Annotated in this window: 14 protein-coding genes; 6 read left to right on the top strand and 8 right to left on the bottom strand. The window is 75.2% G+C overall.

Features of this window, described 5'->3' with window-relative positions; genetic code table 11:
• The first annotated feature begins 15 nt into the window (after positions 1-15).
• Complete coding sequence (locus AB0469_RS10940) at positions 16-771, top strand: Clp protease N-terminal domain-containing protein (RefSeq protein ID WP_366451025.1); 756 nt, start codon at positions 16-18, stop codon at positions 769-771.
• Here the strand turns inward: AB0469_RS10940 and AB0469_RS10935 are convergent.
• Positions 725-1,843, bottom strand: coding sequence for an AI-2E family transporter (locus tag AB0469_RS10935; protein WP_366451024.1), 1,119 nt, complete (start codon positions 1,841-1,843; stop codon positions 725-727). The two genes, AB0469_RS10940 and AB0469_RS10935, sit on opposite strands and share 47 nt — an antisense overlap.
• A 301-nt stretch (positions 1,844-2,144) precedes the next feature.
• The gene (locus tag AB0469_RS10930; RefSeq protein WP_366451023.1) at positions 2,145-2,339 is read right to left on the bottom strand and encodes a DUF3046 domain-containing protein; all 195 of its coding nucleotides are present in this window, start codon (positions 2,337-2,339) and stop codon (positions 2,145-2,147) included.
• Positions 2,340-2,420: 81 nt separating this feature from the next.
• Between AB0469_RS10930 and AB0469_RS10925 the strand changes: the two genes are divergently transcribed.
• The gene (locus tag AB0469_RS10925) at positions 2,421-3,362 is read left to right on the top strand and encodes a hypothetical protein (protein ID WP_366451022.1); all 942 of its coding nucleotides are present in this window, start codon (positions 2,421-2,423) and stop codon (positions 3,360-3,362) included.
• A 4-nt stretch (positions 3,363-3,366) separates the two neighbouring features.
• Here AB0469_RS10925 and AB0469_RS10920 read toward each other — a convergent pair whose 3' ends face one another.
• From AB0469_RS10920 to AB0469_RS10910, 3 genes are all read right to left on the bottom strand, one after another.
• Positions 3,367-3,675 carry an AzlD domain-containing protein gene (locus AB0469_RS10920; protein ID WP_366451021.1) on the bottom strand — a complete coding sequence of 103 codons (309 nt, stop codon included), beginning with the start codon at positions 3,673-3,675 and terminating at the stop codon, positions 3,367-3,369.
• On the bottom strand, positions 3,672-4,370 hold the full coding sequence (locus AB0469_RS10915) for an AzlC family ABC transporter permease (protein WP_366451173.1): 699 nt from the start codon (positions 4,368-4,370) through the stop codon (positions 3,672-3,674). The genes AB0469_RS10920 and AB0469_RS10915 overlap by 4 nt, the downstream gene beginning before the upstream one ends.
• 75 nt (positions 4,371-4,445) lie before the next feature.
• Complete coding sequence (locus tag AB0469_RS10910; protein ID WP_366451020.1) at positions 4,446-5,279, bottom strand: AraC family transcriptional regulator; 834 nt, start codon at positions 5,277-5,279, stop codon at positions 4,446-4,448.
• An 80-nt stretch (positions 5,280-5,359) separates the two neighbouring features.
• On the opposite strand from AB0469_RS10910, the gene AB0469_RS10905 reads away from it, so the two are divergent.
• The 4 genes from AB0469_RS10905 to AB0469_RS10890 all read left to right on the top strand — a co-directional run bounded on the left by AB0469_RS10905 (position 5,360) and on the right by AB0469_RS10890 (position 12,575).
• Entirely contained in the window at positions 5,360-9,958 is a 4,599-nt protein-coding gene (locus AB0469_RS10905) for an ATP-dependent helicase (RefSeq protein ID WP_366451019.1), read from the top strand.
• Between the two features lie 180 nt (positions 9,959-10,138).
• Positions 10,139-10,849, top strand: a complete 711-nt coding sequence (locus AB0469_RS10900) for a hypothetical protein (RefSeq protein WP_366451018.1) — start codon at positions 10,139-10,141, stop codon at positions 10,847-10,849.
• A gap of 110 nt (positions 10,850-10,959) precedes the next feature.
• Positions 10,960-11,772, top strand: a complete 813-nt coding sequence (locus AB0469_RS10895; RefSeq protein WP_366451017.1) for a DNA-formamidopyrimidine glycosylase family protein — start codon at positions 10,960-10,962, stop codon at positions 11,770-11,772.
• Positions 11,769-12,575 (top strand): SDR family NAD(P)-dependent oxidoreductase, encoded by an 807-nt coding sequence (locus AB0469_RS10890; protein ID WP_366451016.1) that lies wholly within the window; start codon positions 11,769-11,771, stop codon positions 12,573-12,575. Before AB0469_RS10895 ends, AB0469_RS10890 begins: the two co-directional genes overlap by 4 nt.
• Here AB0469_RS10890 and AB0469_RS10885 read toward each other — a convergent pair.
• The 3 genes from AB0469_RS10885 to AB0469_RS10875 form a co-directional block, all read right to left on the bottom strand.
• Complete coding sequence (locus tag AB0469_RS10885) at positions 12,523-12,729, bottom strand: hypothetical protein (protein WP_366451172.1); 207 nt, start codon at positions 12,727-12,729, stop codon at positions 12,523-12,525. The two genes, AB0469_RS10890 and AB0469_RS10885, sit on opposite strands and share 53 nt — an antisense overlap.
• Positions 12,730-12,999: 270 nt before the next feature.
• On the bottom strand, positions 13,000-13,380 hold the full coding sequence (locus AB0469_RS10880; RefSeq protein ID WP_007266936.1) for a helix-turn-helix transcriptional regulator: 381 nt from the start codon (positions 13,378-13,380) through the stop codon (positions 13,000-13,002).
• Positions 13,381-13,489: 109 nt separating this feature from the next.
• Positions 13,490-13,990 (bottom strand): CinA family protein, encoded by a 501-nt coding sequence (locus AB0469_RS10875; protein WP_366451015.1) that lies wholly within the window; start codon positions 13,988-13,990, stop codon positions 13,490-13,492.
• Positions 13,991-14,005: the final 15 nt, after the last annotated feature.

The following is a 14,005-nucleotide window of genomic DNA, read 5'->3' as shown; positions in this document are numbered from 1 at the left end:
CCTAGGGTTGCACCTATGACGAACCCTTCCGTGGAACCCGTCCGCATCGCCAACCCCGTCCGCCTCGACGACCTGATCGAGGCCATCAAGAAGTCCCACGTCGACACCCTGGAACAGCTCAGCGGCGCCGTCGTCGCGGCCGAGCACCTCGGTGACGTGGCGGACCACCTCATCGGCCACTTCGTCGACCAGGCCCGCCGCTCCGGCGCCTCCTGGACCGACATCGGCCGCAGCATGGGCGTCACCCGCCAGGCCGCCCAGAAGCGCTTCGTCCCCAAGGCCGACAAGGAGGGCGACCCCGGCCTCGACCCCGAAGCCGGCTTCGCCCGCTTCACCCCCCGCGCCCGCAACGTCGTCATCGCCTCGCAGAACGAGGCCCGCGCCGCCGACAACGCGGAGATCCGCACCGAGCACCTGGTGCTGGGCCTGCTGGCCGAGCCCGAGGGCCTCGCCGGACTCGTCCTCGGCGCCCGGGGCGTCTCGGCGGACGCCCTGCGGGCCGCCGCGACGGCCACGCTGCCCCCGGCGGCGGCGGAGATGCCCGCCCTCGTGCCCTTCGACGCCAACGCCAAGAAGGTCCTGGAGCTCACCTTCCGCGAGGCCCTGCGCCTGGGCCACGGCTACGTGGGCACCGAGCACATCCTGCTCGCCCTGCTGGAACTGGAGAACGGCGAGGGCACCCTCAGCGGACTCGGCCTGGACAAGGCCACCGCCGAGGCGGCCGTCACCGAAGCCCTGGCAGCCGTACTCGGCGCGGACGGGCAGCAGTAGGCTCCCCGCCGGCGGCGGCGGCCCCGCCGGCGCCGCCGGCCTCGCCCGCCACCTCGTACCGCTTCACGTAGGCGCCGAGGAAGGCCTGCAGCGTGGCCACGGCCGGGATCGCGATGAGCGCCCCGACCGCGCCCAGCAGGGCGGTCCCCGCGATGACCGAGCCGAAGGCCACCGCCGGGTGGATGTCCACCGTCCTGGCGGTCAGCTTCGGCTGGAGGACGTAGTTCTCGAACTGCTGGTAGACCACCACGAACCCCAGCACGTACACCGCGTACCAGGGATCGACGGTGAAGGCGATCAGCGTCGGCAGCGCGCCCGCCAGGTAGGTGCCGATGGTGGGGATGAACTGGGAGACCAGCCCCACCCACACCGCGAGCGCGGGCGCGTACGGCACCCCGAGGACCGCCAGGACCACGTAGTGCGCGATACCGGAGACCAGCGCCATCAGCCCGCGCGAGTAGAGGTACCCGCCGGTCTTCGCCACGGCGATCTCCCAGGCCCGCAGCACCTCCGACTGCTTCGCGGGCGGCAGTACCGAGCACAGCGCGCGCCGCAGCCTCGGCCCGTCGGCGGCGAAGTAGAAGGAGAACAGGCCGACCGTCAGCAGCCGGAAGAGCCCGCCGAGCACGGTGGCGGACACGTCGAGCACCCCGCTGGCGCTGTTCTGCACGTACTTCTGGAGCCAGTCGGAGTGCACCAGGCTGTCCTGGATCTCCAGCCGGGACAGCTCGGTGTGCAGGGTCCGGTTGATCCAGTCGATCACCATGTCGAGGTAGTGGGGGAAGCCCTCCACCATGTCGACGATCTGCCCGGCGAGCATCGAGCCGAGCAGGGCGAGGAAGCCGGCGGTCGCGACGAACACGCCCAGGAACACCAGGAAGGTGGCGAGCCCGCGGCGCATGCCACGGGCCGCCATCCTGGCCACCGCGGGTTCGATCGCCAGTGCCAGGAAGAACGCGATCAGGATGTTGACGAGCAGCCCGATCAGCTGGTGGAAGGCCCAGCTGCCGAGCTGGAAGCAGGCGACGAGCGCCAGTACGAGGATCACCGCGCGGGGCAGCCAGCGCGGCATCCGCGCGTCCGCCCGGGCCGGGGCTCCGTGGGGCGCGGGCGCCTCCGGCCCGCCGTCCGCGGGCCCTGCCGGGGCGGTACCGGGGGAAGGGATCCCGGGCCCGGCCCGCCCGCCCCGCGCCGGGGCGGGGGGCTCCGCCGGGGCCGGAGGGTCCGCTGCCGCGGGCCGTCCCGGGAACGGGGGGTCCTGCGGGTCCCCGGGCCGGTCGGTCGTCTCGTCTGTCACTGCCACGCCGACCAGTCTGTCCCACGGGCCGCGCGAACCACGAAGCCGCCCGGGCCGCCCGGTGCGCGGCAGGGCCTCAGCGCAGCGAGGCGGGCACGTCCATCGCCGTGCACACCGCGCGCCACACGTCCTTCGTCTCCCAGCCCGCCTCCAGCGCCTGGTGCACCGTGCGCCCGCCGAGCTCGGACATGACGTGGTCCCGCGCGAAGGAGTCCGCGTAGGCCGCGCCGAAGTGCTCGGCCATCCGCTCCCAGAAAATCGTCAACCGCATGACCCCAGTATCCCGCCCCGGAGAGTGCACCCTTCCCGTTGCCGCCCACCGCCGCCCTCCGCGCGCCCTACGGTGGCTCGCATGCCTGGAGACGAAGCGCCCGCGCCGGCCCCCGCGGCCGCCCCGGCCCCGCTGGCCCGCGCCGAGCAGTTCATCTGGCTCACGGCCCGGGTGCTGGAGCAGCACCGGTTCGCGTACCACTTCCTCGGCGGGGACGCCGACGCCGTCGACACCGCCCTCGGCTCCTACCTGGGCGCCGACGGCGGCTACGGCCACGCCCTCGACCCCGATCTGCGCGGCCCGCTGAGCCAGCCCCTGCACACCGCGCACGCCCTGCGGATCCTCGACGGCCTCGGCCGCTGCGCCGGGCAGCGCATCCAGCGGCTCTGCCGCCACCTGACCCGGATCTCCACCCCGGAGGGCGCGCTCCCGCTGGCCGTCCCGGCCCCGCGCGGCCATCCCGCCGCGCCCTGGCACCCGGTGTGCGACGACCCGCCGGGCGAGCTGGTGACCACGGGCCCCGTCGTCGGGGTGCTGCACCGCAACCGGATCTGGGACGCCTGGCTGTTCCGGGCCACGGAGTTCTGCTGGGAGCGGGTCGAGACCCTGCGCCACGCGCATCCGTACGAGGTCCAGGGCGCGGTGGCCTTCCTCGACGGGGTCCCCGACCGGGCCCGGGCGGCGGCGGCCGCGGACCGGCTGGGCCGGCTGGTGCGCGAGCGGCGCCTGGCGGTGCTCGACCCGGCCCGGCGCGAGGAGTACCCGATCTCCCCCGGCTACGCACCGGGCGAGCGGCTGTTCCCGCACGACTACGCGCGGCGGCCGGAGTCGCTGGCCCGGGGCTGGTTCACCGACGAGGAGGTGGGCCGCTCGCTGGACTTCCTCGCGGCGGAGCAGCAGCCGGACGGGGGCTGGCCGGTGCGCCGCCGGGCCTGGGCGCCGGGCAGCACCCTGGAGCGGCGCCCGATCGCCACCGTCGAGGCCCTGCTGACCCTGAGGGCGTACGGGCGGCCCCTGGCCTAGCGGCCTAGCCGGCGAGGGCCCGCACGCCGGCGGTGACCACCACGGCCGCCCCGACCACCACGAGGAACGGGGCGCGCAGCAGCAGCGCGACGGCGGCGGCCGCCAGCCCGGCGGCGCGGGCGTCGAGGACCAGCTCGTGGCCGGTGCTGAAGGTCTGCTGGGCGGTGAGCGCGGCGAGCAGCGCGACCGGCAGCAGGGCGGAGAGCCTGCGCACCGCCGGGCGCTCCAGGGCCCCGGCGGGCACGAGCAGTCCGGCGAGCTTGACGGCGTAGCATCCGGCGACGGTGAGCCCGATGGCGATCCAGACGTTCACGAGCGGCGTCCCTTCAGCCACAGCACGGCGGGTGCGGCCAGCGCGGCGATCAGTACGGGCACCCCGGCGGGCAGGACGGGCAGGAAGCCCAGCCCGAGGACGAGCGCGAGCCCGGCGACGGCCCGCTCGGTGGTGCCCTTCAGCATGGGTGCGAGGAGGGCGAGGAAGACGGCGGGCCCGGCGGCGTCCAGCCCCCAGGCGGCGGTGTCGCCGATGGCCTCGGCGCCGAGCGCGCCGAGCAGGGTGGTGAGGTTCCACAGCAGGTACAGGCTGAGCCCGGTGACGGTGAACCCGAGCCGGGCCGACCTGCGGTCGGGCTGGGCGAGGGCCACGGCTGTGGTCTCGTCGATGACCCAGTGCGCGGCGAGGGGCCGGACGGACTTCGGGAGGGCGAGCAGCTGGGAGAGCCGCAGGCCGTAGAAGGCGTTGCGGGTGCCGAGGAAGAAGGCACCGGCGGCGGCGGTGAACGGGTTGCCGCCGGCGGCGAGCGCTCCGACCAGGGCGAACTGGGAGGCGCCCGTGAAGACGAGCAGGCTCAGCACGCAGGCCTGGAGCACGCTGATCCCGGCCCCGGCGGCCGTCACCCCGAACGCGAACCCGGAGAGCCCGACGGCGACCCCGACGCCGAGGGCGTCCCGCACGACCGCGGCCCTCGTCCGCCCGCCGACGCCGTCGGGGGCTTCTTGTACGACCATCTGTTCTGTTCCCACCCGGCGAAGGTAGGCGGGAACGGCCGGCCGGGTCTTGTACGTTCTTGCGCGCCGGCGGGCCTACGCCGTGCGCCCCCGCCGGTAGGCGCCCGGGGGGACGCCGACGATGCGTGTGAAGTGCCGGTTCAGGTGCGGCTGGTCGGTGAAGCCGACGGTGACGGCCACCTCGGCCGGCGCGCCGCCCGCGTCGAGCAGCCTGCGGGCGCGGCGGACCCGCGCGTCCGTCAGCCAGGTGTGGGGCGGCATCCCGTACCGCTCGCGGAAGGCCCGCAGCAGGGCGAACGGGCTGGTCCCCAGCTCCGCCGCGAGCTGTTCCAGGGACGGCGGCCCGGCCATCCGCTCCTCCAGGACGGCCCGTGCCCGCTCCGCGTCGGAGGCGCCCGCGCGGGACACCGCGCGGGCGGGCAGCGGCGCGGCGTGCCGGCCGAGCATCCGGGCCACGACGGCGCGCAGCAGGGTGTCGGCGGCCAGCGCGTTCCCCGCCTCGGCGGCCCGGTGCACCTCGGTGATCAGCTTCGCGCCCCGTGCGTCGAGCACCATCTCGGCGGTGAAGCCGGGGGTGCCGCGCAGGGTGCCGAGCTCGGCGGCGACCTCGGTGATCAGCTCCCGGGAGGGGTAGAGCGTGGAGTACGCCCAGCCCCCGGGCTCCCCGGCCCGCGCGGTGTGCGGCACCTCGGGGTTGATCAGCACCACGCTGCCCGGCCCGGCCCGCAGGGTGCCGCCGGGCATGCCGATCTCCTCGATGCCGCCGGTGACGGCCGCGATGACGTAGCCGTCGTGGGCGTGGCGGGGGAAGGTGTGGCGTACGTAGTGGGCGCGCAGCAGGTCCAGCCTGGGCAGGTGCGGGTAGCGCCAGTGCCGGGCCCACTCGCGGCCCGTGTCGTCCTTCCCCATCCCCTCATTCTGCGCCCCCGCGCCGCCGGGCGTTCGCCCAGGTCCGGCCGGTTGTCAGTGGCCGGGTGCACGATGGGGGCATGGCAGGCGCTGCGCTCGACTCGTTCTCCCCCGCGACCCGCTCGTGGTTCACGGGGGCCTTCCGTACGCCCACCTCCGCGCAGGAGGGCGCCTGGCGGGCCATCGGGGAGGGGGCCGACGTGCTCGTGGTGGCGCCGACCGGTTCCGGCAAGACGCTCGCCGCCTTCCTCGCGGCCCTGGACCGGCTGGCCTCGCAGCCGGCGCCGGCCGAGCCGAAGAAGCGCTGCCGGGTGCTGTACGTGTCTCCGCTGAAGGCCCTCGCGGTGGACGTGGAGCGCAATCTGCGCAGCCCGCTGACGGGCATCCGGCAGGAGTCGGCCCGGCTGGGCCTGCCCGAGCCGGACGTCCGGGTCGGGATCCGCTCCGGCGACACCCCGGCCGCCGAGCGCCGGGCGCTGGCGCTGCGCCCGCCCGACATCCTGATCACCACTCCGGAGTCGCTGTTCCTGATGCTGACCTCGGCGGCCCGCGAGGCCCTGTCGGGGGTCGAGACGGTGATCCTGGACGAGGTGCACGCGGTCGCCGGGACCAAGCGCGGCGCCCATCTGGCGCTCTCCCTGGAGCGGCTGGACGAGCTGCTGCCGCGCCCGGCCCGCCGGATCGGGCTGTCGGCGACGGTCCGCCCGGTGGAGGAGGTGGCCCGCTACCTGGCCCCGCGCGGCCGGGTGGAGATCGTGCAGCCGCCGTCGGCCAAGGAGTTCGACCTGTCGGTGGTCGTTCCGGTGGAGGACATGGGCGAGCTGGGCGGCTCCCCCGCCACCGAGGGCCGCGAGGGCGGGGACAAGCCGTCGATCTGGCCCCATGTGGAGGAGCGGATCGCGGATCTGGTGCAGGCCCACCGTTCCACGATCGTGTTCGCCAACTCCCGCCGTCTCGCGGAGCGGTTGTGCAACCGGCTCAACGAGATCGCCTACGAGCGCGCCACCGGCGAGCCGCTCGGCGAGGGCGCGCCGCCCCCGGCCGAGATCATGGCCCAGGCGGGCGCCGCGCGGGGCGCCCCGCCGCTGCTGGCGCGCGCGCACCACGGCTCGGTGTCCAAGGAGCAGCGGGCGCTGGTGGAGGAGGACCTCAAGGCGGGCCGGCTGCCCGCCGTGGTCGCGACGTCGAGCCTGGAGCTGGGCATCGACATGGGCGCCGTGGACCTGGTGGTGCAGGTGGAGTCGCCGCCGTCGGTGGCCTCGGGGCTCCAGCGCGTGGGCCGGGCCGGCCACCAGGTGGGGGCGGTCTCCACCGGGGTGGTCTTCCCCAAGTACCGGGGGGACCTGGTCCAGGCGGCCGTGGTCACGGAGCGGATGCGGACGGGGGCGATCGAGTCCCTGCGGATCCCGTCCAACCCGCTCGACGTACTCGCCCAGCAGCTGGTCGCGATGACCGCGATGGACACCTGGCAGCTGGACGACCTGCTGGCGCTGGTGCGGCGGGCGGCGCCCTTCGCGGCGCTGCCGGAGTCGGCGTTCACCTCGGTGCTGGACATGCTGGCGGGCCGCTACCCGTCGGACGCGTTCGCGGAGCTCAGACCCCGGGTGGTGTGGGACCGGGTCGCCGGGACGGTCACGGGCCGGCCCGGCGCGCAGCGCCTGGCGGTGACCTCGGGCGGCACCATTCCCGACCGCGGGCTGTTCGGCGTCTTCCTGGCGGGCGCCGATCCGAAGAAGGGCGGCGGCCGGGTCGGCGAGCTCGACGAGGAGATGGTCTACGAGTCCCGCGTGGGCGACGTCTTCACCCTGGGCACGACCTCCTGGCGGATCGAGGACATCACCCGCGACCGGGTCCTGGTCACCCCGGCTCCGGGGGTGCCCGGCCGGCTGCCGTTCTGGAAGGGCGACCAGCTGGGCCGCCCCCTCGAACTGGGCCGCGCCGTCGGCGCGTTCCTGCGCGAGCTCGGCGGGCTCACCGAGGAGGACGCCCGGCTGCGGCTGCTGGCGGCGGGGCTGGACGCCTGGGCGGCCGAGAACGTCCTGGCGTACCTCGCGGAGCAGCGGGAGGCCTGCGGCCACGTCCCGGACGACCGGACGATCGTGGTCGAGCGGTTCCGCGACGAGCTGGGCGACTGGCGGGTCGTCGTGCACTCCCCCTTCGGCGCCCAGGTGCACGCCCCGTGGGCGCTGGCGCTGGGTGCCCGGCTCGCCGAGAAGTACGGCATGGACGCCCAGGTGATGCATGCCGACGACGGGATCGTGCTGCGCCTGCCGGACGCCGACCTGCTCTCCATGGAGCTGGACCTCCTCGACCACGATCCCGCCCGGCCCGCGTCCTTCGGCTTCGACGACGGGCAGGCCCCGCTGGGCGCGGCGGACGTCGCCTTCGACCGGGGCGAGGTCGGGCAGATCGTCACCGACCAGGTCGGCGGTTCGGCCCTGTTCGCCTCCCGGTTCCGCGAGTGCGCGGCGCGCGCCCTGCTGCTGCCGCGCCGCAGCCCCGGCAAGCGCACCCCGCTGTGGCAGCAGCGCCAGCGGGCCTCGCAACTGCTCCAGGTGGCCTCCGAGTTCGGCTCCTTCCCGATCGTTCTGGAGGCCGTGCGCGAATGCCTCCAGGACGTCTTCGACGTGCCGGGCCTGACCGAGCTGATGGGGGACGTGGAGGCGCGCCGGGTCCGCCTGGTCGAGGTCACCACGCCCGAGCCCTCCCCGTTCGCCCGCTCGCTGTTGTTCGGGTACGTCGCCCAGTTCCTCTACGAGGGCGACTCGCCGCTGGCCGAGCGGCGGGCGGCGGCGCTGTCGCTGGACTCGCGGCTGCTGGCGGAGCTGCTGGGCCAGGCGGAGCTGCGCGAGCTCCTCGACGCCGAGGTGCTGGAGGAACTGGAGCGGGAGCTCCAGTGGCTGACGGAGGACCGGCGGGCGAAGGACGCCGAGTCGGTGGCCGATCTGCTGCGCCTGCTGGGCCCGTTGACCGACGCCGAGCTGGCGGAGCGGGGCGCGGAGCCGGGCTGGGCGCCCGCCCTGGAGGCCGCCCGCCGGGCGATCCGGGTGCGGATCGGAGGCGCGGAGCACTGGGCGGCGGTCGAGGACGCGGGCCGGCTGCGGGACGCCCTGGGGACGGCCCTGCCCGTGGGGGTCCCGGAGGCGTTCACCGAGCCGGTCAAGGATCCGCTGGGCGATCTGCTGGCCCGCCACGCCCGTACGCACGGCCCGTTCACCACGACCGCCGCCGCCGCCCGCTTCGGGCTGGGCGCGGCGGTGACCGAGGGCGCCCTGCACCGTCTCGCGGCGGCGGGCCGGGTGGTGCAGGGCGAGTTCCATCCGGCGGGCATCGGCCAGGAGTGGTGCGACGCAGCGGTGCTGCGCCGGCTGCGGCGCCGCTCGCTGGCGGCGCTCCGGCAGGAGCTGGAGCCGGTCCCGCCGGCCTCGCTGGCCACCTTCCTGCCGCAGTGGCAGCACCTGGGCGGGGGGCTGCGCGGGATCGACGGCCTGGCGCGCGCCGTGGAGCAGCTCCAGGGCGCGCCGGTGCCGGCGTCGGCGCTGGAGCGGCTGATCCTGCCGTCCCGGGTCGCGGGGTACGCGCCGTCCCTGCTGGACGAACTGACCACCACCGGCGAGGTGGTGTGGGCGGGGGCGGGGGCCCTGCCGGGCAAGGACGGCTGGATCTCGCTCTACCTGGCGGACGCGGCTCCGCTGCTGCTCCCCCCACCGCATCCCCTGGAGCTGAGCCCCCTTCACCAGGCGGTGCTGGACGCCCTCTCGGGCGGGTACGGCCTGTTCTTCCGCCAGCTCACGGAAGCGGTCCGGGCCCGCCATCCGGAGACGGGCGACCTGGAGCTGTCCTCGGCCCTGTGGGACCTGGCCTGGTCGGGCCGGCTGACCAACGACACCCTGGCGCCGCTGCGGTCCCTGCTGGGCTCGGGCCGCACGGCGGGCGCCACCGCCCACCGGGCCCGCCGTACGGCCCCGCGCGGCCGGTACGGCAGCCTGGGCGCGACCGCTTCCCGGACCGGTCCGCCCACGGTCTCGGGCCGCTGGTCGCTCCTCCCGGCGCCGGCCCAGGATCCGACCCACCGCGCCCACGCGCTGGCCCGCACCCTGCTCGACCGGCACGGGGTGGTGACGCGCGGGGCGGTGGCGGCGGAGGGCGTCGAGGGCGGCTTCAGCGCCGTGTACCGGGTCCTGTCCGCCTTCGAGGACAGCGGGCAGACCCGCCGCGGTTACGTGGTGGAGGGGCTGGGCGCGGCCCAGTTCGCGATGGACGGCGCGGTGGACCGGCTCCGCGCGGCCGAGAAGAACCCGCCCCCGCTGGCGGCGGTGGTCCTGGCCGCCGCCGATCCGGCCAACGCGTACGGGGCGGCCCTGCCCTGGCCGGAGCCACCGGCCGGAGCCACCCACAAGCCGGGCCGCAAGGCGGGCTCCCTGGTGGTGCTGGTCGACGGCGAGCTCACCCTCTACCTGGAGCGCGGCGGCAAGACCCTGCTGGCCTGGCCCGAGGCGGGCGATCCGCGCCTCGCGGCGGCCACGGAGGCGCTGGCGGCGGCCTCCCGCGCGGGGACCCTCCCGGACCTGACGGTGGAGCGCATCAACACCGCGGCGGCCCTCACCTCCCCGCTCGGCCGGGCCCTGGAGGCGGCCGGCTTCCACGCCACCCCGAGGGGGCTGAGGCTGCGCAAGTAGCCGTCCGCGTCCGGGAAACGGTTTGAACCCGCTCCGGTCTCGACTCAGCCACGTATGTCTTGGCCATGTCACGAAACCGCTGCCAGCCGCTCCTGAGCTGGCACCGGCGCTTATCCATGCCTTATCAAAGGTGATCACAGGCACCGCATGGGCGGTGCACAGTCATGGGGGAGAACAGAAGTGAGCAGCATCAGCATGCGCAAGACCACTCTGGCCGCGGCCGGCCTCGCCGTCGCCGGCACCCTGGTCCTGACGGGCTGCAAGGACGGCAACGAGGAGCTCACCCCGGCGGCCCCGTCCGCCCCGGCCGCCCAGCCCTCGCAGCCCGGCGGCTACGCCACCCCGCCGGCCGGAGCCCCGAGCTCCCCGGCCGCGGGCGGCTACGACGGCGCCTCCGGCGCCCCCGCCGCCGGCGGCGGCGCGGTGGCCAAGTCCGGCCAGGCGTTCAAGATGGGCGAGACGGCGACCGTCCCGTTCAGCTACGGCAACAACAAGGGCGGCCAGATCGCCCTCACCGTCACCGGCATCGAGGCGGGCACCCCCGCCGACCTGTCGGCGCTGAACCTCGGCGACAAGGCGAAGGGCAAGTCCCCCTTCTACATCCGCTACACGATCAAGAACACCGGCACGACGGACCTGTCGTTCACCAGCGTGGGCCACATGAAGGGCCTGCTGGACGGCGGCAGCGAGGCCGACACCGTCCTGACCATCGGCAAGTTCGAGAAGTGCCCGAGCGACTCGCTGCCGAAGGGCTTCACCAACGGCCAGACCCAGACCTCCTGCGCCATCGCCCTCGCCCCGACGGGCACCAAGGTCACCGGCGCCGAGTACTGGGGCGACCCGTACAACAACCTGAGCAGCCCGCCCCAGAAGGGCCTCACCTGGAAGTGACGAGCGGCCCGCCGGGCCCCCGCACCTCCTGATCGCGCGAACCCCCTGCGGCGGCCGTCCCGCCCGGGGGGTTCCGCGTTTCCCCGCCCCGGCGGCGTGACAATGGCCCCATGCCCGAAGGAGACAGCGTCCACCGCGTCGCGGCCCGGCTGCACGCCGCCCTCGCGGGCAAGCCCCTCACCCACGCCGACCTGCGCGTCCCCCGGTTCGCCACGGCCGACCTCACCGGCCGCACCACCCTGGACGTCACCCCGCGCGGCAAGCACCTCCTCACCCGCCTCGAAGGCGGCCTCACCCTCCACAGCCACCTCGGCATGGACGGCGCCTGGTACGTCTTCGCCCCCGCCGAGAAGTGGCGCGGCGGCCCCCACCACGAGATCCGGGCCGTCCTGGCCGCCGCGGACGCCACCGCCGTCGGCTACCGCCTCCCCGTCCTGGAACTGCTGCGCACCGCCGACGAGGCCCGGGCGGTGGGCCATCTGGGCCCCGACCTCCTCGGGCCGGACTGGGACCCCGACCGGGCCGCCGCGAACCTCCTCGCCGCCCCCGGCCGCCCCCTAGGCGAGGCCCTGCTGGACCAGCGCAACCTGGCGGGGATCGGCAACATCTACAAGTGCGAGCTCTGCTTCCTGGCCGCGGCCACCCCCTGGACCCCGGTCGGCGCGCTCCCCGACCCCGAGGTCACCGCCGTCCGCATCGCGGCCGCCGCCCAGCGCCTGCTCGCCGCCAACACCGGCCACGGCGGCCCCCGCAACACCACCGGCAGCCGCCGCCCCGGCCAGGAGCTGTTCGTCTACGGCCGCGCCCGCCGCCCCTGCCTGCGCTGCGGCACCCCCGTGCGCGCGGCCCCGCAGGACGACCGCCCCACCTACTGGTGCCCGCGCTGCCAGTCCGGTCCCGGCCCGGACGCCCCCACCAATTGACGGCCCGTCAGCTCCACTCGTACGGTCCTGCCATGCCCACACCCATCACCGCGTACGACCTCACGGGCCGGACCGCTCTCGTCACCGGAGCCGCCGCCGGCATAGGCCGGGCCACCGCGCTCCTGCTCGCCGCCGCGGGCGCGGCCGTGCACTGCGCGGACCGCGACGAGCAGGGCCTCGCCGAGACCGCGGCCCTGATCGCCGAGGCCGGCGGAACCGCCACCGCCCACCCCCTCGACGTCACCGACCGCGCCGCCCTGCGGGCCGCCGTCGCCGCGGCCGGGCCGCTCGACATCGCCGCCGCCGTCGCCGGGGTCATGCACACCAGCAGCGTCCTGGAGACCACCGACGAGGACCTCGACCGGATCCTGGACATCAATTTCAAGGGGGTCCTGCGCACCTGCCAGGAGGCCGTCAGATCGATGATCTCCGCCGGCCGCCCCGGCTCGGTGGTCACGATGGCCTCCGGCGCCGTGGACGCCGCCCAGCCCGGCCTGCTCTGCTACAGCGCCGCCAAGGCCGCCGTGGTGCAGCTGACCAGGACCCTGGCCACCGAGAGCGGCCCGCACGGCATCCGCGTCAACGCCGTCGCCCCGGGGTGGGTCCGCACCCCCATGACCGCCCGCCACACTCCCGAGGCCCAAGAGCAGACGGAGGCCGCCATGGTCCGGATGTCCCCGCTGCGCCGGGTCGGCGAGCCGGAGGACATCGCCCACGCGGTGCTCTACCTGGCCTCGGACGCCTCGTCCTTCATGACGGGACAGATCCTTCGGCCGAACGGCGGGGTGGCGATGCCCTGGTAGCGCGCTCCGCGCCCACGGCGGCGGGGGTCCGGCCCCCGGCCCGGCGCGCGGGGCCCGGCGCGCAGTGCACGGGCAGCAGCCCCAGTCCCCAGCCGCCGATGGCTATCGCCCCCTCCACGGGGCCCGAGTCGGCCGGCGCCGCCGCCAGCCTCATCACCGCCCACCACCACAGCGCGCCCGCCGCGAGCACGAGGGGCAGGGCCAGCACGACGGACAGAGCCACAGGTATGCGCAGTAACAGCCGCACGGCCACCTCCCAGAGGGCCGGTTCCCGGTCGCGCCCATCCTCCCCCACACCCCCGGCCCCCGCACCCAGAACGGCGGGCGCACGGCCGGCGGGGGAGCCGTGGACGGCAAGGAGCCCCGGCCGGTGCTCCACGCACCACCCGGGGCTCCGCCACACCCACGTGTCCAGCTCGCGCGCTCAAGCGGCTACGACGTTCACCGCTTCCACGGGTGCCTTGATGGTCACCCGTTCGGGTCCGCCCGTGACCGAGGCCACGGAGACCGAATTGAGCATCGGGCGCACCGGTGCCGGCACCGGTTCGCTTGCGGCTGCCGACTGCGCGAGCTCGGCCAGCGACAGCTCGTCACTGACTTCGCGCATCAGCTCGGACATCCGTACGTCCAACGCGTCGCAGATCGCGGAGAGCAGCTCGGAGGATGCCTCCTTCTGCCCCCGCTCCACCTCGGAGAGATAGCCGAGCGAAACTCGGGCGGACGAGGAGACTTCGCGCAGAGTACGGCCCTGGCGCTGGCGCTGCCGACGCAGCACGTCACCCAGCAGGCGACGGAGCAGAATCATCGGTGGCTCCCTCCTCTGACCGTGTAGCCGTAACCTTCACGCCCCACCGTACCGCCTCGCGCCGCGGCCGTGCGGGGAGCGATGTCGTGTTCACTCAGGGCTGCAAACATCAAATCCCCCCGTTCTGTTCCGTATCCTGCCCCCGCAGATTCTCGCGGAGTTCGCTCGAGAGCAGTTCGAGCACTGTGCGTGCACTCTCCCTACGGATTTCCGTACGGGAGCCGTTCAACCGCAGCCGGGCCGTTTTCCTGCCCCCCGGACCCGCCACGGCGACGAAGACGGTGCCGACCGGCTGCCCGTCCTGGGGGTCCGGACCGGCCACCCCGGTCGTCGCGATCCCCCACGAAGCGCCCATCACGCGCCGGACCCCGTCGGCCATCTCGGCGGCGACCTGGGCGTTCACCGCGCCTTCGGCCGCGAGCAGGGCCGCGTCCACCCCGAGGACGCGGTGCTTGAGTTCAGTGGCGTACGCCGTGACCGACCCGCGGAAGGAGCGCGATGCCCCCGGCACCGCCGTCAGCTCGGCGGCGACCATCCCCCCGGTCAGCGACTCCGCCACGGCCAGGCTCTGGTCACGCTCCGCGAGCAGCCGCAGCACGTCTTCGGCCACGCGCACGGCGCCGTA

This window comes from Streptomyces sp. NPDC093801 (assembly GCF_040701585.1).
GTDB lineage: Bacteria > Actinomycetota > Actinomycetes > Streptomycetales > Streptomycetaceae > Streptomyces.
Note: the sequence above shows the minus strand (reverse complement) of the source record. Positions and strands in the feature narration are given on the sequence as shown.

What these genes read in the sequence shown, in the direction of transcription:
- AB0469_RS10930 (WP_366451023.1), bottom strand. Translation starts at nt 2,339, where the DNA reads ATGCGGTTGACGATTTTCTGGGAGCGGATGGCCGAGCACTTCGGCGCG.
- AB0469_RS10935 (WP_366451024.1), bottom strand. Translation starts at nt 1,843, where the DNA reads ATGCCGCGCTGGCTGCCCCGCGCGGTGATCCTCGTACTGGCGCTCGTC.
- AB0469_RS10915 (WP_366451173.1), bottom strand. Translation starts at nt 4,370, where the DNA reads ATGGTCGTACAAGAAGCCCCCGACGGCGTCGGCGGGCGGACGAGGGCC.
- AB0469_RS10940 (WP_366451025.1), top strand. Translation starts at nt 16, where the DNA reads ATGACGAACCCTTCCGTGGAACCCGTCCGCATCGCCAACCCCGTCCGC.
- AB0469_RS10880 (WP_007266936.1), bottom strand. Translation starts at nt 13,380, where the DNA reads ATGATTCTGCTCCGTCGCCTGCTGGGTGACGTGCTGCGTCGGCAGCGC.
- AB0469_RS10895 (WP_366451017.1), top strand. Translation starts at nt 10,960, where the DNA reads ATGCCCGAAGGAGACAGCGTCCACCGCGTCGCGGCCCGGCTGCACGCC.
- AB0469_RS10885 (WP_366451172.1), bottom strand. Translation starts at nt 12,729, where the DNA reads ATGAGGCTGGCGGCGGCGCCGGCCGACTCGGGCCCCGTGGAGGGGGCG.
- AB0469_RS10910 (WP_366451020.1), bottom strand. Translation starts at nt 5,279, where the DNA reads ATGGGGAAGGACGACACGGGCCGCGAGTGGGCCCGGCACTGGCGCTAC.
- AB0469_RS10925 (WP_366451022.1), top strand. Translation starts at nt 2,421, where the DNA reads ATGCCTGGAGACGAAGCGCCCGCGCCGGCCCCCGCGGCCGCCCCGGCC.
- AB0469_RS10905 (WP_366451019.1), top strand. Translation starts at nt 5,360, where the DNA reads ATGGCAGGCGCTGCGCTCGACTCGTTCTCCCCCGCGACCCGCTCGTGG.